Source organism: Paenibacillus typhae, from assembly GCF_900099765.1.
In the GTDB taxonomy this organism is placed as follows: Bacteria; Bacillota; Bacilli; order Paenibacillales; family Paenibacillaceae; genus Paenibacillus_AQ; species Paenibacillus_AQ typhae.
Window position 1 is genome coordinate 56118 of sequence record NZ_FNDX01000015.1, and the last position, 18963, is coordinate 75080.

15 protein-coding genes and 2 pseudogenes are annotated in these 18963 nt (G+C 54.0%); 13 read left to right on the forward strand and 4 right to left on the reverse strand.

What is annotated here, in order from left to right:
- Positions 1 to 718: 718 nt before the first annotated feature.
- Positions 719 to 1327 (reverse strand): superoxide dismutase, encoded by a 609-nt coding sequence (locus tag BLR64_RS14520; RefSeq protein ID WP_090715167.1) that lies wholly within the window; start codon positions 1325 to 1327, stop codon positions 719 to 721.
- Between the two features lie 597 nt (positions 1328 to 1924).
- Here BLR64_RS14520 and BLR64_RS14525 point away from each other — a divergent pair.
- The 5 genes and pseudogenes from BLR64_RS14525 to folE all read left to right on the forward strand — a co-directional run bounded on the left by BLR64_RS14525 (position 1925) and on the right by folE (position 5472).
- The gene (locus tag BLR64_RS14525; protein WP_090715169.1) at positions 1925 to 2344 is read left to right on the forward strand and encodes a GNAT family N-acetyltransferase; all 420 of its coding nucleotides are present in this window, start codon (positions 1925 to 1927) and stop codon (positions 2342 to 2344) included.
- A gap of 205 nt (positions 2345 to 2549) precedes the next feature.
- On the forward strand, positions 2550 to 3167 hold the full coding sequence (gene lepB / locus BLR64_RS14530) for a signal peptidase I (protein ID WP_090715170.1): 618 nt from the start codon (positions 2550 to 2552) through the stop codon (positions 3165 to 3167).
- Positions 3168 to 3218: 51 nt separating this feature from the next.
- A pseudogene (gene queG / locus BLR64_RS14535) lies at positions 3219 to 4397 on the forward strand (tRNA epoxyqueuosine(34) reductase QueG); the annotation flags it as partial.
- Between the two features lie 174 nt (positions 4398 to 4571).
- On the forward strand, positions 4572 to 4826 hold the full coding sequence (locus BLR64_RS14540) for a YneF family protein (RefSeq protein WP_068723224.1): 255 nt from the start codon (positions 4572 to 4574) through the stop codon (positions 4824 to 4826).
- Between the two features lie 52 nt (positions 4827 to 4878).
- A complete protein-coding gene (gene folE, locus BLR64_RS14545; protein WP_068723229.1) occupies positions 4879 to 5472 on the forward strand; it encodes a GTP cyclohydrolase I FolE in 594 nt (197 codons plus the stop codon).
- Between the two features lie 132 nt (positions 5473 to 5604).
- Here folE and BLR64_RS14550 read toward each other — a convergent pair whose 3' ends face one another.
- On the reverse strand, positions 5605 to 6789 hold the full coding sequence (locus BLR64_RS14550) for a Fe-Mn family superoxide dismutase (RefSeq protein ID WP_090715173.1): 1185 nt from the start codon (positions 6787 to 6789) through the stop codon (positions 5605 to 5607).
- Positions 6790 to 6947: 158 nt separating this feature from the next.
- The gene (locus tag BLR64_RS14555; protein ID WP_090715174.1) at positions 6948 to 7988 is read right to left on the reverse strand and encodes an alpha/beta hydrolase; all 1041 of its coding nucleotides are present in this window, start codon (positions 7986 to 7988) and stop codon (positions 6948 to 6950) included.
- Positions 7989 to 8217: 229 nt separating this feature from the next.
- Between BLR64_RS14555 and BLR64_RS14560 the strand changes: the two genes are divergently transcribed.
- Positions 8218 to 8961 (forward strand): IclR family transcriptional regulator, encoded by a 744-nt coding sequence (locus BLR64_RS14560; RefSeq protein ID WP_090715176.1) that lies wholly within the window; start codon positions 8218 to 8220, stop codon positions 8959 to 8961.
- 1769 nt (positions 8962 to 10730) lie between these two features.
- Positions 10731 to 10931 (forward strand): annotated as a pseudogene (locus BLR64_RS31010) (response regulator transcription factor); the annotation flags it as partial.
- Positions 10932 to 11026: 95 nt separating this feature from the next.
- On the opposite strand, the gene acnA reads toward BLR64_RS31010, so the two are convergent.
- Positions 11027 to 13771, reverse strand: a complete 2745-nt coding sequence (gene acnA, locus BLR64_RS14570) for an aconitate hydratase AcnA (protein ID WP_090715177.1) — start codon at positions 13769 to 13771, stop codon at positions 11027 to 11029.
- Between the two features lie 333 nt (positions 13772 to 14104).
- Here acnA and BLR64_RS14575 point away from each other — a divergent pair, with 333 nt between their 5' ends.
- From BLR64_RS14575 to BLR64_RS14600, 6 genes are all read left to right on the forward strand, one after another.
- Complete coding sequence (locus BLR64_RS14575; protein ID WP_090715179.1) at positions 14105 to 15133, forward strand: amidase domain-containing protein; 1029 nt, start codon at positions 14105 to 14107, stop codon at positions 15131 to 15133.
- A gap of 19 nt (positions 15134 to 15152) precedes the next feature.
- Positions 15153 to 16244 carry a D-alanine--D-alanine ligase gene (locus tag BLR64_RS14580; RefSeq protein WP_090715181.1) on the forward strand — a complete coding sequence of 364 codons (1092 nt, stop codon included), beginning with the start codon at positions 15153 to 15155 and terminating at the stop codon, positions 16242 to 16244.
- 56 nt (positions 16245 to 16300) lie between these two features.
- Positions 16301 to 16618, forward strand: a complete 318-nt coding sequence (locus BLR64_RS14585; RefSeq protein ID WP_090715183.1) for a hypothetical protein — start codon at positions 16301 to 16303, stop codon at positions 16616 to 16618.
- Positions 16615 to 17622, forward strand: a complete 1008-nt coding sequence (gene uvsE, locus BLR64_RS14590; protein WP_090715184.1) for a UV DNA damage repair endonuclease UvsE — start codon at positions 16615 to 16617, stop codon at positions 17620 to 17622. The genes BLR64_RS14585 and uvsE overlap by 4 nt, the downstream gene beginning before the upstream one ends.
- Before the next feature lie 130 nt (positions 17623 to 17752).
- Positions 17753 to 18637: an inositol monophosphatase family protein gene (locus BLR64_RS14595; RefSeq protein WP_090715186.1), complete on the forward strand. Its 885-nt coding sequence runs from the start codon at positions 17753 to 17755 to the stop codon at positions 18635 to 18637.
- Between the two features lie 15 nt (positions 18638 to 18652).
- Positions 18653 to 18949 (forward strand): hypothetical protein, encoded by a 297-nt coding sequence (locus BLR64_RS14600; RefSeq protein WP_090715187.1) that lies wholly within the window; start codon positions 18653 to 18655, stop codon positions 18947 to 18949.
- Positions 18950 to 18963 lie beyond the last annotated feature (14 nt).

An 18963-nucleotide genomic window follows, 5' to 3' on the forward strand; every position in this document is an offset into this window, starting at 1 on the left:
GGGGAATGCGAGCGCTGCTAAGGAAGCTTAATGAGTACAGCGGCTGTGAAGCGAATGCACTGTGGATGCTTCTTCATTATTGTAGCTATAGCAGCAGCCTCAACAAGATAAAGGCCTTGCCGTGTGCTGCGGCAAGGCCTTTATTATTATGAGTATGGGGCCCGGCAGTAGCCATCCTAAAGCTGCCGAAGAGGGTTACAGAGTATACCCCAGGATCCTTTAGGTTACCCCGGAACATCCCGCCCATTTGGGGAACGGTCAAAGGGGCTTCGCAGTTACAAAATATTCAGGTGGATTTCCGCCATCTATTTTTGTAATTTCCCGGAATTTCTGACCATTAGGTGTAAAAACGACACTTAATTTAAGCGGAATGTCCCTTTGGGCAGACAAGTGGCAGATTTAAGTGTCTTTTTTCAAACTAGAATCCCCTATCCCGGCAAATGCCACCTTAATAGGAGGTGATTTTCCACTTAGCGTAATCCGCCCCTCACCTTCGAATTGCATATATTAGTCTGGTCTGGGCCGTCAGAAGGCAAGCTGCTTATCGGGCTCCGAAAGGGATAGCTATTACCGGACTTTTAGCGGGAGGATAATGGAATTGCTGAGGAATATCAGGGCTACTTTCATGAATAGCATGCCTCACCCGAACACAAAAACGGATACCGCCCAGAAGGCAGTATCCGTTATGTTCACTCAAGCCGTTTATGCGGCAGGAGTCTTATTTTGCGCTTTCGTAGCGTTTGCCGACTTCTTCCCAGTTCACTACGTTCCAGAACGCTTTGATGTAATCAGGGCGTTTGTTCTGGTAGTTCAGGTAGTAAGCATGCTCCCATACGTCCAGACCAAGGATCGGTGTAGCACCCTCGCTGATCGGGTTGTCCTGGTTAGGAGTGCTTGTTACAGCCAGCTTGCCGTCTTTAACAACGAGCCATGCCCAGCCGCTGCCGAAACGGGTAGTAGCTGCAGTAGCGAAATCTTCTTTGAATTTATCGAAGCCGCCGAGCTCGCTGTCAATGGCTGCTGCAAGTGCACCAGTAGGAGCGCCGCCGCCGCCAGGCCCGATAACTTCCCAGAACAGGGTGTGGTTCGCGTGGCCGCCGCCGTTGTTGCGTACAGCAGTGCGGATGGCTTCAGGTACTGCGTTCAGGTCAGTGAGCAGCTCTTCGATGCTCTTGTCTTGCAGTTCAGGCGCCTTTTCCAGAGCGGCGTTCAGGTTCGTCACATAAGTGTTGTGATGTCTGTCATGGTGAATTTCCATCGTCAGAGCGTCGATGTGCGGTTCAAGTGCGTTGTTCGGGTAAGGAAGTGCCGGTAATTGAAATGCCATGGAAAAATCCCTCCTGAGTTTTATGAGAATTTGTATGATAAAGAATTTTGGCGGTCTTGACGTCAAAACCCCTTATTTCCAATACGTCTTATAGGGTATGTAACCACTACGATATTATTATTAAACCGTATCTGGAAGAAGAATGCAACATTAAACAAACATAAATGTTTAAAAAGTAACAGCCGTGACAACCTCACGGGAAGTGTAAACACTATGTTAAAGCGATAGAATAACCCGGGGGAGCCCTTTTTATACACGGTATTTTACCTTTATCAAGAAAATGTGTAAATTGTTTTAATGAAAGCGCTTGATATAAAGCGCTTTCTAAAGAAAAATGGTGATATCCCCAGAAAAGTGTGCTTTAATAGAGTTAAAAGCAGGTATTCCTCGTTTTTTGAACATTGAAGATGTGATCAGCCGTTTACATTCGGTTAATACTTCTTTGACCACGAGAAAAGCTTCTACGTTAAGATGGATCCGGCCGCTTCTTCAGATAACATCCATTACTTTTTTTTCATGCTTTTTTTCTGTGTTTATTTTTGCAGGAACTCCTTCTTTTTGTAACATCCAAGCCATAGAAAAGGGAGATTATAAAGAATGCACGTTCGTTCCTTTCAATTAAGCGACGTTACCCCTGTGACTGAATTGCTGCAGACCGCATTGTCGGAAGAATGTTTCGAGAACACGATGGAGCCTTTTTCCAGGCAGCTTTCCTGGGATTCCGATCTCATTGTAGTTGCTGAAGAAGAAGGAGAAATTGTCGGTGCGCTGATTGGTACGATTGAAAAGAATCATGGCTGTTATTTCCGCATCGCCATTCATCCCGAATACCGCCGCAGAGGAATCGGCAGAAGTCTGGTTTCGGCAATGGAGAGCAGATTCCAGGCACGCAAGGTTAGCGGTATTTACGTGGCTGTTGATGAGCACAATTCGTTTGCGTTGCCCCTGTATGAGGCTATGGGCTATAACGAGAATCAGATTTTTAAATCTGTACGCAAGCTTAGCATTGTCGGATAAGAACCTTTGCCATCCGGTATGACGTAAGCGGAAACATTTACTAGAATAGAGAACTTTAACGACTTATATGGTCTGTTCCATTATACTAAAGCATATCTCCCCGTTGTCCGTTGCAAATGGCCGGGAGATATGCTTTTCTATTGTTACGGGCTAAAGCTGCAGCGGCGGCAGTACCCTACTAATTACCGGAGCAAGAGGGTGGCATATGAACGGGGAAACCAAAGAAGAACTCATGCGCAGCCGCAAGCAAAGATACCGCTCAGTTACCCATAACGGCTCCAGAAGGACTCCGGCGCAGAGATGGGCCCGCGAGATACGGGACTGGATGGTTACTGCTGCCATTGTATTTGCTATCATGTCGCTGCTTAATATATTCGTATTCAATGTCTCGACTGTGATCGGACAGTCCATGCAGCCGACGCTGTATGAAGGCGAGAAGTTGATTATTAACAAAATCACCCTCAGCTTTGCGGATCCGGGACGGGGCGATATTGTCGTGCTTCATGATCCCAGTATCGGGCCGGACCGGAAGGAGTATCTGGTCAAGCGCGTGATCGGGGTACCCGGAGATGTTATAGAAGTAAAGGAGCATCAGCTGTATGTCAATGGCGTATTGGCTGAGGAGCCTTATATTGATACGGTAATTCAGGACTCCGATTTCCAGGCGGTAACGGTTGGGGCAGGAACCTATTTCGTAATGGGTGACAACCGCCATGCCGGAGCCAGTAAGGACAGCCGTTATTTTGGTGCTGTTCCAGAGGCCTTCATAGTCGGAAAGGCTGCTTATATCTGGTGGCCTCTTTCCAAGCTGAATGCACTATAAACTGCGCCGGCCAGACCGGCTGAATCATGATTAATAAAGGAGAAGGCGGAAATGAACATCAAAGCCCTGTCAGCATATGCCCCGCCGGCTTCCAGGTGGGAGAAGCTGAAGGCTGAAATTAAAGAGGCTGCCCCGCAGCTGGGTATTGACGATATCGGGTTCACTACGGCTGAACCCTTTCTATATTTAAAGGACATTCTTCAGGATCACCGGGACAAGGGCTATGAGTCCGGCTTTGAGGAGCAGGATCTCGAGAAACGCACCGTCCCGGCCCTGAAGAATGGTGAACCTATGTCTATTATTGCTATTGCTGTAGCGTATCCGTCCAAAATGGAGAACCCGCCCAAGTCGGAGCCCGGAGAACGGCGGGGGATTCTTGCCAGAGCCTCCTGGGGGCGGGATTATCATCTTGTTCTGCGGGAAGCGCTGGCGAAGCTTGAGGGCTTTATCCGTGAGCGCGTTCCTGATGCCGTGCTTGAGAGTATGGTCGATACAGGAGTGCTGGTTGACCGTGCGGTAGCGGAACGGGCGGGAATCGGCTTCAGCGGTAAAAACTGTGCCGTCATCTCCCCGGACTGGGGCTCATGGATTTACCTGGGGGAGATGATCACGAATATTCCCTTTCCGCCGGATACGCCTGTAGAGGACGGCTGCGGAGACTGCACCAAATGTATTGATGCCTGTCCTACGGGGGCGCTGGTCGGACCCGGGCAGCTGAATGCCCAGGCGTGCATTTCGTTTCTTACACAGACCAAAGGGTTTCTGAGTGAGGAATATATGACCAAGATCGGCAACCGCCTGTACGGATGCGATACGTGCCAGATTGTCTGCCCCAAGAACCGGGGAAAGAACTGGAACCACCGTCCGGAGCTGCAGCCTGATCCGGACATTGTCAAGCCGCTGCTGCTGCCGATCCTTGATCTCAGCAACCGGGAATTCAAGGAGAAATTCGGCATGAGCTCGGCAGCCTGGCGCGGCAAGAAGCCGATTCAGCGCAATGCGGTAATTGCATTAGGTAATTTCAAAGAAGCTGCTGCTGTTCCCAAGCTGACCGAGATTGTCCTGCGCGAGACGCGCCCGGAGATGCGCGGTACTGCTGCCTGGGCACTCGGAAAAATCGGCGGCAGGGAGGCATTGGCAGCGGTGGAGCAGGCGCTGCAGCGTGAAGAGAATATCACGGTGCGGGAAATGCTGGACCGGGCACACGGCAGACTGCTGGAGCAGTTACAGTGAAATGCAGTCACTGATCGGTGATTTGAAGTTAATTTATCTTTTTTAAAGGCTCAGCTGGTTCAACCTGGCCTATGGGATTTACCAATTGCTGTCCAGATGTTGAAATGCTATGATAGAATCGCGTGCCCAAGACGGGCAATGCCGACAATTGAGTACAGAGGTGGACTTTAGATGAATATTGCGTTGCCTATTATTACGCTTGTCGTAGGTCTGATCGGCGGATTTGCCATTGGTGTTTTCTATCTGCGCAGACAAATGACAACGATGCAGAATGATCCGGAAATGCTCCAGAAGGTCGCGAAGCAAATGGGTTATAACCTGAACAACAAGCAGATGCAGCGTGCGCAGCAGATGCTGAAGAACAATAACCAGCCGGGACGGCCTGCACCTGCAGCCAGACAGAAGCAGGGCCGCAAAGGCAGATAAAGGGTTCTCGTAATAGATGATTACAGATACGGGGACGAAAGGGGGAGGCTCTATGGGGGGCATCAAGGAATATGTGAACGGCAAGGTATCTGCGAACCGTGAACAGATCGAGTACCACGTTGCCAGAATATTGGAATTAATCGGTGAAGACACCGGCCGTGAAGGCTTGCTGGATACGCCGGCACGCGTCACGCGGATGTATGAGGAGATCTTTGGCGGTTATTCAGTAGATCCCCGCGAGGCGCTCGGCGTAACATTTGATGAGTCTCATGAAGAGCTGGTCATCGTAAAAGATATTGTCTATTACAGCCAGTGTGAGCATCATATGGCCCCTTTCTTCGGCAAGGTCCATATCGGTTACGTGCCAAGCGGACGGATTGCCGGGCTTAGCAAGCTGGCCCGTCTTGTGGAGGCTGTTAGCCGCCGCCTGCAGGTGCAGGAACGTATTACAGCGCAGATTGCAGACATTATGGCCGAAGTGCTTAGTCCGCACGGCGTGATGGTTGTGGTGGAAGGCGAACATCTGTGCATGTGCGCCCGCGGGGTGAAGAAGCCCGGCAGCAAGACGGTGACTATGGCCACAAGAGGCACCTTCCGTGAAGATGCGGCTGCACGTGCAGAATTTCTGGCCCTGATCAAAGAATAGAACGGGGCAGGCTGCAAAGCGCTCCGGATATATTGTAAGCCCGCCCGCACTTCTGTGCCGGACGGGCTTTTTGGTGTGCTTGCCGGACCGATTCTCCGGCAAATAAGCTCTGCTATTACCAGCGGGACCGGATTAAAAGGGTTGCCACATCAGCTTGCGGGCAGCGGCATAACGCTCGGAGACATACGGCCAGTTGACCACCTTCCACCAGTCTTTAATATAATCGGCGCGGTTATTCTGGTGCTTGAGATAGTAGGCATGCTCCCAGACGTCCAGCGCCAGCAGCGGGACAACATCCCATTGCGACAGATTCTGGTGCTTCTCCGCGGTCAGGATCTCCAGCCGGCGGCTGCGCGGGCTCCAGACAAGAAGGGCCCAGCCGCCGCCTTCAACCTTGTTTGCCGCCTCCGTGAACTGGGTCTTGAAGGCATCGTAGCTGCCGAAGCTGCGCTCAATCGCGTCCAGCAAGGCTCCGGTCGGCCGTCCTCCGCCTTGTGGCGACATTACGTTCCAGAAGATAGTGTGCAGATAATGGCCTGCCCCGTTAAAGGCCAGCTCCCGCTCCCAATGCTTGATCAGATCAAAATCGCCGTTCTTGCGGGCTTCTGCCAGCTTGAGCTCGGCTTTGTTCAAGCCGTCTACATAGCTCTGGTGATGCTTGTCGTGGTGGATGACCATTGTTTTCTCATCGATGTAAGGCTCCAGTGCATTATAGGCATAGGGCAGCGGCGGGAGGGTGTGGCCGCCCACCGGCACGGTGCCCGGCTCGCGCAGCTCCGGCGGCGGAGCCCCCGGGAACGATGGTGCTACAGCATGCTCGGGCTCAGCCCTGAACTGCGGCTGATACAGCTCCGGTTGATCTATAGCGGCTTCCCGCATCAGTCCGGCAACCTGTCCCGGCGCGCTCAGCGTTCCGAGTACAGCCAGGAAATACTCAGATTCGCGGATAATGTGCACAATCACAATTCCGGCAAGCGGCTGGGCATTTACCGCCCTGCTGGCTTCCCGCAAAGCGTACAGCTGGCGGATGAACTCACGGGACTGGCCGCAGGCGGTGTGGACCAGCTGCTCTGTATCGGCAGCAAGCCCGGTGTGCCCGGCAGGGCCTGGTCCAAGCGACACCTCCAGCAGACGCCGTGCGGCCTGCTCCGCTGCGCTAAAGACAACAGCCCATTCATCCAGCAGCTTGACGTAAGGGTGCTCCAGGCTGGGAACAATGCCTTTTATAACTTCGGTATGCTCCTTCTCCTGGGTTTTCCAGAAAATAATCTCTTCGAGAATGCGCACAGGCAGCAGCGGCCCGTAAATATACAGCATGGCTGGCAGACCTCCTGACTTGGGCTCAATAACGGTTCATTATATGAGTCCGGAAAAGAGAATATGAGGATTACCGCCGGTCCTGTAAGATTGCGCAAAAAACGTGCAGAGCTGTATAGATACATTTCTGCACGTTCGGTATAGGGGACCTTTGCCTGTTATTTGCTTGCTGTGGAGGTTTCGCTGCCCTCCAGTGACTGGGCCAGCTGCACATTGCCGAGAAAAGCGGAGACACGGCGCAGATACTCGCGCGGATGCTCCCGGAACAGCAGCTCATGGTGACTGTCCTCAATAATCCAGGAATCGGAGTATGGATTGCTCTGATTGGCTGCCAGCTCCTCGGCAATCGGATATGGCGCCTTGTCATCCTTCGTGCCGTGCATGAACAGGATCGGGAACGGGTAATCCTCTTTTTTCACCTTGGCGTAAGGAATCTGGTTGAGTCCGGTTCCGTTCAGCACCGGGAACAGCAGCTCCATGATCTCCAAGGAAGGCTGGCGGGGAAGATCAATATTTTGCTTGATATTATGGTACAGCGTATCCGGCTCCAGCAGGAAGGTGCTGTCCAGTATCATTGCATCGACGTCCTTTGTAACAAGCCCGGCCTGAAGCGCAGTGCCTGCGCCCATCGAGAAGCCCCATACAACAATCTCCCTGGCTCCCCGCTCCTTGGCGAAGTTAATGGCGCCGAGCAGCTGCTGGGATTCTTTTTTGCCGCCTGTAGCAATATCCTTGTTAATCTGAGAAGCGAAGCCGTAGTCGAACATGACGACGTTGAAGTTCAGGCTGTGCGCGTAGTGGGCCAGATCATACATCGGTACCCAGGTCTCCTCGCGGTTGGCGCCGTAGCCGTGGCTGAACACGATCGTCTTGGTCGAGCCTTCAGACGGAATGTACCAGCCCTGCATGGTCCGGCTGCCATCCTGTGCCGGGAAGTTCACATCCTCATATTCCAGTCCCTTGGCAATCATAGGTGTGGAATAGAGGGGGGCTACCGTGGGATTGGACAACACCCAGGCAATATAGCCGTGCAGTGCTATGAAGCAGAAGACAAAAAAGAAAAAGACCGATAATAGCAAAGCCACAATAATATGTTTGACACGGATCATCCGCAGAGAAATCTGATGCGCTGCACCTGGCTTTTGTTTATCAGGCTTGTGTGAGACCGGCGGGCCGGTACGGAGTGTGGCCAGATCCATATTTTCAACTCCCAAAAAAAGAATAATTCATATATTTAATCGTAGGTTGATGACCTTGCAAAGTCAATGAATTAGCCGCTTTTGTAATCTAAATGTAAACTGCGCCCCAGCCTTTTCCGGGCCTGTTATTATGCTGGACTTTCCCTGGAGTTTTGCTCTAAGATAGAGTTGACTATGTAGAATAATGTAACCGGGTTTCATTTAATGAAACAGGTGAGGGGAGAAGACCGTGGAGGACCGGAAACTGACTGTTCGCGCTGTTGAAAGGGCACTGGATATATTACTTTGCTTTACCCAGGAGGGCGATTTAAGCCTGACGGAAATTGCCGGAAAAATCAGCCTGCACAAGAGTACAGTGCACCGTCTGCTGACAACGCTTGAGGAAAAAGGGTTCCTGCTGCGCAATGAAGCGACGGATAAATACAGGCTCGGCATCCGGATCTGGGAGCTGTCTACCCATTTGCCGACTCTAGATGAGCCAGCGGTGCTGCTGCTTCCGGCGATGGAGCGGCTGCGTGACCGGCTCGGCGAGACTGTCAGCCTCTATCTGCGCGATGACCTTGAGCGTGTGCGTATCCAGGCTGTCCAGAGCCATCAGGCTATCCGCCGTGTGGCGCAGATCGGAGCCCGGCTGCCGCTGTCCGTAGGCGCATCCAGCAAGGTTCTTGCCGCCTACGCGCCATCGGAGGTCCAGGTGCGCCTGCTGGCGGACCCTGCCTGGCCGGAGAGCGTTGACCGCAGCCTCTATCTGGAGCAGCTCAGGGAGATCACCCGCTGCGGGTATGCGACCAGCTTTGAAGAGCGGGAGCCCGGTGCGGCCGCAGTAGCGGTGCCGATTATAGGCCGTAGCGGCAAGGTGGTCGCGGCACTGTCCCTTTCGGGACCGGTCAGCCGGCTGTCGCGGGAGACGCTGGAGGAGTATGCGGTCATTCTGGCAGAAAGTGCTGCCGAAATGGGCTTAATGATCGGCTAGCCGGGAATCGGCTCCGATCTCGGATCACCGTTATGAAAGCGGTTTATTTGGTTAAATAAACAGTAAAGCTAAGGTAAAACCGGAGTGAATTGGCAAACAAGGGCAACAGCATGCCGGCCTAAACATAAATAGTAATGAAAAATTGTATCTCCGCCCAAAATGAACTATGATAAAAAGCTATATAGAAAGTAGGAAGTGGCGATAGTTTTGCGTATTTATAAGTTCTTTGAGAATTCCGGGCAGGGGGTGATTCTATGAGCACAGGAGTACCCGATTCTTTGATGGAAGAAATACAGCAGCTGCAGGATATGTTCGCAGCTGCAATGGATCAGGCAATCATGCTCACCGACCAGGAGGGGGGCATGATTACCCGTCCGGCAGCTGCCGGCAGGCATTACAGCGAAAAGCTGGCTTCCCTGCAGGACTCATTCCGGACGAATGGCCAGGTGCTGCAGCACCTGGCAGGATTGAATGATCCAGCCGTTATGGAGTGGGTTCCGGGGCTGAATGTTGTAGTTACCCCGCTGGCAGCGGGCTGCGGGCAGGTGTACTATTTGTGGTCAGGGTTTTATATGGAGCAGGGCACACGGGAGCGGGTACTGGCGGTGTTCGAGGACCGGATGCAGGAGCATCCTGCTTATGGACAGCTGCGTGCCGGCCTTGGTGAACTGCCGGAACTCGGCCGGGAGCAGCTTGCCGGGATCAGGAAGCGCCTCGCAGTGCTCGCCAGCACCATGGGCAAGCTGCTATGCCAGGCACAGCAGGGCATGGAAGGGGCCCTGCGTCTAAAGGAAGCGGCAGCACAGCTGCAGCATGCCGGGTCGCTCCGGGAGCTGGGGACGCTGCTGCTTGATGTGGTGACGGGTCTGCCCGTCCTGTTGTCTTCGGTACTGGTGTATTTCCAGACCGGGGAGCATGCCGCTCATACATACTATGCGAGGGGCTGGGCACCGGAATCCGGAGAGGAGTACGTAAGTGATCTGGAGGCCCGTTATACTCCTCAAGCGTTCCTGTCATCGGCGATAATCCGCGAGGCCGGGACAAAGCAGATTCTGCTCGAATGTCCGCTGCTGTCCGGAAATGAATTCAAGGGAGTTCTCTCTGCCGGATTCAGGCAGCGCGGTGAGGCTGAACAGTGGATGATCCAGCTGGAAACCATCGCGGCGATGGCCGGAGCGGCCATCCGCCTGATCGAAAGGGACAGCAGATACTCCAAACAGTCTGAAGTGTTTCTTACCAATTTCCGCGAATTTCTCCAGAATAGCAATGCACAGCTGTACTATCTTTCACTTGATGCTTCGGAGCTTGCCCGTGATTTCGCACGCTATATGGGGTGCCCGGAAGCTGAGGCTGAGTTGCTGAGGCGCGCGTGTCTGCTTGCCCCGTTCCGCAGCGATCTTTTGAGTGAGTATGGTTTCTTCCACAGGGAGATTGAGCTGATTGAGCAGGTGGGCCGGCTTACTCTACAGCATCCGGCGGGTTATAAGCCGGTGCTGCCGTTAACAGCCGGGCTGCTTCTGCTTGTTCTGCAGCATATAAGCGGACAGGCGGACCGCGGGCAGCTTGCCGGTCAGCCGCATAAGTGGATTGATTCGTCCAGGTTCCTTCTGGAGCCTAATGCGACAGAAGCCGTTGAGGATGAACCGCTGTCCTCGTTCCAGCAGTTTCTGCGAAGCCGTACCGATTCCCGGCCCAAGAAACGGGTTGTAAACGGGTCAAGGCTGCTGGACAGTGCGGCGCTTACGCTTTCCAAGGAGGAATGGGGCATATCCCCGCGTGAGGAAGAGGTGCTGGAACTGATCGTACACGGCAAAACGAACAAAGAGATTGCCAGCGCCCTGTTCATCAGTGAGCATACCGTCAAAAACCATCTGAGCCGGATTTTCAATAAAATGCAGGTGACCGACCGCTCGCAGATCATTGCCCTTATTTATAAACGGATCCTGAATTCGGAACGGATTGAAATCTGACAGGTTCGATAAATAAACAGCCCCCGCTGCTTCTTCCGGAAGCGGCGGGGGCTGTTTTATGTGGTCCGGCTGAAGGGCCGGATTTTTCAAGCTGATTATTCTACAGGCAGAGCAGTTTCCGAAGCGGTAGCATCAGCCAGCATCTGGCGGAGAACCGTCTGCAGAATACCGCCATTGCGGTAGTAGTCGATATCCACAGTGCTGTCCAGGCGGGCAATAACCGGGAACTCGAACTGTGTGCCGTCTTCACGGGTAGCTGTAACAGTCAGCTCCTGCCCCGGAAGCACATAGTTGTCGAGACCGGTGATATTGAAGGTCTCGCGTCCGGTCAGCCCCATGCTGCTCCAGCCGTGGCCTTCCTGGAACTGCAGCGGCAGTACGCCCATGCCGACCAGGTTGCTGCGGTGAATCCGCTCGAAGCTCTCGGCGATAACCGCTTTGACGCCCAGCAGCAGTGTGCCTTTGGCTGCCCAGTCACGCGAGCTGCCTGTGCCGTATTCCTTGCCGGCAATAACAACCAGATTCTGGCCGGCCGACTGGTACAGCATGGAAGCATCGTAGATGGACATGACTTCTTCGCTAGGCAGGAAGGTGGTCACGCCGCCCTCTGTACCCGGAGCAACCGCGTTGCGGATACGGATGTTGGCGAATGTACCGCGCATCATCACCTCATGGTTCCCGCGGCGGGAGCCGTAGGAGTTGAAGTCAGCGCGTTCCACACCGTGGCTGCGCAGGTATTCTCCGGCAGGACCTGATGTAGAGATATTGCCGGCCGGCGAGATGTGGTCAGTAGTGACGGAATCTCCCAGCAATGCGAGAACGCGCGCATTATTAATATCCTTAATATCGCTGACTCCGTCCGCCAGATTCTCGAAGAACGGCGGATTCTGGATGTAGGTGGAGTTGTCATCCCACTCATACAGCTCGCCTTCCGGTACAGGAATCGCATTCCAGCGCTCATTGGCGGTGAACACATTCTCATATTTACGGCGGAACATTTCCGGACTGAGCGATAATCCGATTGCCTCACGGATCTCGGCAGATGTCGGCCAGATGTCTTTCAGGAAGACAGGCTCGCCCTGCGGATCATAGCCAAGCGGCTCTGTCTGCAGGTCAATGTTAACCGTACCGGCCAGGGCGTAAGCCACAACGAGCGGAGGTGAAGCCAGATAGTTGGCTTTGACCTGGGCGTGCACGCGGCCTTCAAAGTTACGGTTACCGGATATAACAGCAGCTACTGTCATATCATTGTCAGTGATGGCCTGGCTGACTTCATCCGGAAGCGGGCCGGAGTTGCCGATACAGGTAGCGCAGCCGTATCCGGCCAGATAGAAGCCCAGCGCTTCCAGCGGCTTCAGCAGATCGGCCTTCTCCAGGTATTCGGTAACGACGAGGGAGCCCGGGGTCAAGCTGCTTTTTACATAACCCGGTTTGGTCAGGCCCCGCTCTACAGCCTTCTTGGCGAGCAGCCCCGCACCGAGCATAACGCTTGGGTTGGAGGTGTTCGTACAGCTGGTAATTGCGGCGATAACAACGGCTCCTGTGCCCATCTTGCTGGTGGTTCCGTTCTTGTGCTGCACTTCAACCACTTCGGCGATCTTCTCATCGCTGAGGCCGTAGCCGCCTTTATCGACAGGCGTACGGATGATGCCTTCGAAATTCTCTTTCATGTGCGTCAGCTCTACACGGTCCTGCGGGCGTTTAGGTCCAGCCAGGGATGGAACAACAGACGCCAGATCAAGCTCGATGACATCGCTGAATTGCGGATCAGGTGTATCTGCAGTACGGAACATGCCTTGAGCCTTATAGTAATCCCCGACCAGCTCAACCAGCTCATCCGGACGCCCAGTGCTGCGCAGATAGGCCAGCGTTTCATCGTCTACAGGGAAGAAGCCGATGGTTGCCCCGTATTCGGGAGCCATATTAGCGACAGTAGCACGGTCAGCGAGGCTGATGTTAGCCAGACCCGGGCCGTAGAATTCTACGAATTTGCCGACAACGCCCTTCTTGCGCAGCATCTGGGTAACTGTCAGCGCCAGGTCGGTTGCCGTAGCACCTTCCACCAGGCTGCCGGTAAGCTTGAAGCCTACAACCTCAGGTGTGACAAAATACAGCGGCTGTCCCAGCATCCCTGCCTCAGCCTCAATCCCGCCGACACCCCAGCCGACGACGCCCAGACCGTTGATCATGGTTGTGTGGGAATCGGTGCCGACAAGGGAATCCGGATAGACTACCGTTTCACCGTCAACGGTCTTGGTGGCCGCTACGGAAGCGAGATATTCCAGATTGACCTGATGCACAATTCCGGTTGCCGGAGGAACGGCACGGAAATTGTTGAACGCGGTCTGCGCCCAGCGCAGGAAACGGTAGCGCTCTTCATTCCGTTCAAATTCAACGTTCATATTATATTCAAGCGCATCGGCTGTGCCGAATGCATCAACCATGACGGAATGGTCAATAACAAGATCTACTGGAACCAGCGGATTAATCTTCTTCGGGTCTCCGCCAGCCTTCTTGACGGTATCGCGCATGGCTGCAAGGTCAACTACCACCGGCACGCCGGTGAAATCCTGCAGCACGATGCGTGCCGGAATAAAAGGAATTTCCTTGTTGCGGTCGATGCCGCCGGACCAGCCGGCCAACTGCTTCACATGATCTTCCGTGATCGCACGCCCGTCATATTGGCGGACAGCAGCCTCCAGCAGCACTTTGATGGAAAAGGGCAGGGAGGAAATGTCGCCCGCACCTTGTTGTTCGAGGGAATTCAGATCATAGTAACGGTAAGTTTTGCCGCCTGATTCCAGGCTCTTGGACAGCGAAAAATGATCCTTGCTTGGCATATATGCGCCTCCTTGTTTCATCTGGTGAAACTCCATTTCAAATTGCTTATATTTAAAGTATAACGGTTACATAGATGAGAGTAAAGTTTTTTTTGCTGTTTTATCTGCCCGGTTTTGCATGGGCTGCAGCTGGTTTTCAGGTATTGCCGCATATGTTTTTTGTACACTATAACGGGATTTGGCCTGACATTGCAAACGGCCTCTGATAGCGTAGGGGGAAGCTGCCTGTCTGGCAGACCATTTTCCCCGCTCCGGCCTGTTTCCGCCTGTATAGCGGCTCCTTTTCGTTCATATACATAGGACAGCAGCCAAATAGGGAGAGGCGGGTATGCAATGGAGCAGGAATGGAAAAAGAGTCTGTATGCTTATGTGGATCTGTTGAATAAAGGTCGGGTCGCACCGGGATATGCGCAGGTTCAGGGCACCGTAAAGGATGCCCGTTTCCACAAAATGCAGGGCGAGCGTTCACGCCGCATTGCGCAGTGGTATGAACATCGCAGCATTACACCGCTTCGCGGTGAGACCGGGGTGCGGACGCTGCGGACTGTGCGGAAAAATCCCAGTGAGCTTGTAGCCGATGTGGCCCTGCATAGTGCACTTTATTATGAAAAGGGCGGAATCACCCACCGAGAGGATAAAATTGAATCTGAACGGCTGACCTTTGTGCGCACAGGGAGCAGCTGGGAGATCGTAAACATTGAGCGCAGCGTGCCTGAGCGCAATTCCCTGCGGAGGGCGGCTGAGGCGGAACCGGCGGTCCGGCTGTCCAAATGGGGTGAGGTGCTGCGGGCGCCGCAGCCGTCACAGCCGCTGCTTAACCGCAAGATCCTGCGCGGTACTCCCGGGGCCAGAGAGGTGAGGTACCGCCGGGAGGAAGCGGTAGCATATGCTGACCGGTGGTGGAAGGACGGCAATGCGGAGTTTGAAATTTTTGAGGTGGACTGCACCAACTATGTCTCCCAATGTCTCTTTGCAGGGGGAGCACCGATCAACTATACTGGTAAAAGAGAAACGGGCTGGTGGTACAAAGGCTACAACGGAACCCAGGAATGGTGGAGCTTCAGCTGGGCTGTGTCGGACAGTCTGGAGCGGTATTTGAGCGGACAGCGCAGCAGCGGACTCCGTGCGGAAGCCGTGGAGCGTCCGGACCAGCTAAGCCTGGGTGACGTCATCCAGTATGACTGGGACGGCAACGGCCATTACCAGCACAGTACAATTGTTACCGCTTTTGATGCGGAAGGCATGCCGCTGGTGAATGCCCGTACGGTCTCAAGCCGCCACCGTTATTGGGATTACCGTGATTCCTATGCATGGACCGACAGAACGGCCTACCGTTTTTTTCATATTAATGACTACTTATAATTCAGAAAGAGGTTAGGGCATGGGGAACACAAAATGTACCGTAGGACTGGTGTACGGGGGCAAATCCGGAGAGCATGAGGTATCGCTGCAGACGGCTTTTGCAGTCATGAACGCTTTTGACTACGATAAATATGAAATTATCCCATTTTACATTTCCAAGCAGGGGCTGTGGAAGGTCGGGGAGACGCTCGGTGCCCCATACAGCAGGATTGAGGAGCTGAAGCTGGAAGGACCGGCGGGAGACATGGGCATGGCGCTGAACACGGTTTTCAGCGGGCTGAACGGGGAAGAGAGCATAGTCGATGTCATGTTCCCGCTGCTGCATGGAACCAACGGGGAGGACGGCACCATTCAGGGGCTGTTCGAAATGGCTAACATTCCGTACATCGGAGCAGGCGTTTTGGCTTCCGCAGCGGGTATGGATAAGGTTGTAATGAAGAAGCTGTTCGGTGAAGCGGGACTTGAGCAATGCAAATATTGTTATTTCAGTGCCTCTGCATGGAAACGGAAAGGCCATGAGCTGATTGTCGGAGTGGAGGATAAACTGGGTTACCCGGTCTTTGTCAAGCCGGCCAATCTCGGTTCAAGCGTAGGTATCTCCAAAGCGTCGGATAAAGAGAGCCTGATTAAGGCTGTTGAATTCGCTCTCCGGTATGATACGAAGGTTATTATCGAGGAATTTGTGGATGCCCGTGAGGTGGAAGTAGCTGTACTTGGCAATGAAGAGCCCGAGGCATCGGTTCCGGGTGAAATCGTCTCTTCCGGTGAATATTATGACTATGCTGCCAAGTACATTGACGGCAAATCGCAGATGCTGATTCCTGCACCGCTGGACCCGGATGTGGCAGACCGCCTGCGTGAAGCGGCGCTGCAGGCTTTCCGGGCCATTGAGGGAAGCGGTATTACCCGGGCAGACTTTTTCCTGCGGAAGTCCGACGGCAAGATTCTGATTAATGAAGTGAACACAATGCCGGGCTTCACCCCTTACAGCATGTATCCGCTGCTGTGGCGGGAGACCGGCGTGTCTTACCAGACGCTTCTGGACCGGATGGTTGAGCTGGCGCTGGAACGGTATCAGCTCAGACAAAGCCTTAAATACGATAATGAATAATTTATATTAAGCGAAGCGGCGGAGGCAATCCGGCCGGGAAGGAGAATCGAATAGCAATGGGATTTCTATCGGAATTCAATTCAGTCTGCAAGTTCAAGAATGAGCAGGAGCTATACGAACTGCTGGAGTACGGGCGTACCAAGATGGTCAAGCAGGGCTTCCGCGTCTACCCGACCGGCCAGAAGGTGATTGCGTACACGCCTGAGAATGTGGCTGTGGCAATCGTGAAGATTTCCGCCTCCATCGCCGAGATTAATTTTCAGGGCAATGAGGTTACCGCAGTGGAGATGGATCTGGTGCGCAGGCTGAATGAGGAAGAATCACGGGTGCAGACTGCGCTTGCCTTCGAGATGTTCTTCGGGGAAGAAAAATGATTGTCCGTTTCGGTTATGTGGCCATGTCGACTGTCATCAAAGACTGCTCACCCTCCAAGACCATGACCATGGCAAGCTTTAACAAGCTGGCTGACCGGGAGGCCGGCCTGCGGCGCCTGGAGCAGATAGCCAGGATGAACCTGCATAACACGCTGCGCCTCCTGAAGCATAATGTCGGCTCGGAGATTAAGGTGTACCGGCTGACCTCCAAGCTGATCCCGCTCTCGACCCATCCCGACTTGCAGGACTGGAACCCTTTTACGGTGCTCGCCGGGGAGTTTGCCGAAGTCGGGGAATATATTATTAAGCACGGACTCCGGGTATCGTTTCACCCGGACCACTTCACGGTGCTGAGCACGCCCCGTCCCGAGGTGCTGGCCAGCTCCGTCCGTGACCTGCAGTATCATACGGACATGCTGGATGCCCTGGGGCTTCCGGCAACGGCCAAGAACAACATCCATATCGGCGGAGCCTACGGGGACAAGCCTGCAGCGGCAGAGCGCTTCAAAACGCATTTCGCCGGCCTGCCCTCCAGGCTGCAGGAGCGGATGACGCTGGAGAATGACGATAAGACCTTCAATGCTCCGGAGACCTTAGCCGTCTGCCGTCAGCTCGGCCTGCCGATGGTGCTTGATATTCACCACCAGTGGGTGAATAACGAAGGCGAGCTGCCATGGGAGCTCTGGCCGGACATTCTCGGCACGTGGAAGAGCAGGCTTGCCCAGACGGATGTGGGTCCGGGAGAGCTGCTCCCGCCGAAGATCCATGTCTCCAGCCCGCGCAGCCCGTCCGATCCCCGCAGCCATGCCGACGGGGTGGAGCCGGCGCCGCTGCTTGCTTTTCTGAAGCGGATTGCCGCGTATACACCTGCTGTAGATGTAATGATTGAAGCAAAACTGAAGGACGGAGCGCTGTTCGGCCTGATGGAGACAATGAAGGAGCTGGCGGAGGCCGGCAACGGAATTACCGTCCTGAACGGAGCCAGCATCAATGTTGAGCCTTAAACAAGGTTAGACTTGATAAGTGCCCTGAAATAGGGTACGTTGAATGAAACTTAAGCGGCAGGGAGTGTGCTTGCTTAACTTGCAGTGTTTCACGGGAGAGCAATCAAGTTCAAGAAAGCGGAGTGAAGAGATGAATCCTTTGAATTCTGATAAACGGAATGAACGGGAGCCCTATGTGGTAACAAGCAAGGGTTATACGGCGGCGGCGATCAACGCTGCAGCCAAAGCGGGGGAATGGATCAAGAGCAGACAGGGACAAGTGAAGGAACTGGGCAGCAAGACGTCGGCGCAGGATCTGGTAACTGAAGTTGATAAAGGTGTGGAGCAGATGATCCGGCGGCTGATCCTGACCCATTATCCCGACCATGCCATCCTCGGGGAAGAAGGGGTGACTCCCGGTGCAGATGCAGTCACTGCCGCCCTCGAAGAAGGACGCAAGCATGAACATCTGTGGATTGTCGATCCGATTGACGGGACAACCAATTTCGTGCACGGTTTTCCTTTCTACTGTGTATCTATTGCCCTGGCGATTAACGGGGAGCTGTCGGTTGGGGTTATTTATGATCCGATCCGTGACGAAATGTTCGTTGCCGAGAAGGGCAAAGGCGCTTATATGCACGGCATCCCGACCGCGGTATCCAAGGAGACGGAGCCTGGCAGCAGCCTGATTGCCATGGGCTTCCCGCCGGACCGCACCTTCGCCCAGCCGGCGAATATGGCTGGCCTGCAGCATATTCTGCCGCAGATCCGCGGCGTCCGTGCCGGAGGCTCGGCGGCCCTGCATCTGGCATATGTTGCAGCAGGCCGGGTGGACGGCTATTGGGAAGTTGGCCTTAGCCCCTGGGACTGCGCTGCAGGCGTGCTGCTGGTGCTTGAATCGGGCGGCAGGGTAACCGATACGCTCGGTAATCCCTATGACATCGGTACTCGTCATATTGTGGCAAGCAACGGGAAGATCCATGAATTTCTGGTCTCCTCGCTGCAGGAAGCGGAAGCCACGGGATTCAAGCTTTAAGGAGGCAGCTGAAAGATGGAAGATTACGATTTGGAGCGCAGGCTGAGTGAAATGCTGAGCGAAATGCTGCAGGAAGGTGAAATGGAGCAGAGTGACCGTACAGCCAGGGAGGTCCGCCAGATTTCGCCCAAATACGAAATCCGGATTCAGACTGCACATGACCCGATTGTGGAAGAAACCCTGCGGTACCGTAAAATTGCCTGTGAGCTGGATGACCGTTACGACAAATATCTGAAGCGTTCCGGCATTAATGATCATGAGCAGGATCAAGAGGGTAAGCCGGCTTCCGGTTCCGGAGGCGGGCAGCAATAGAATGATATTAAGCT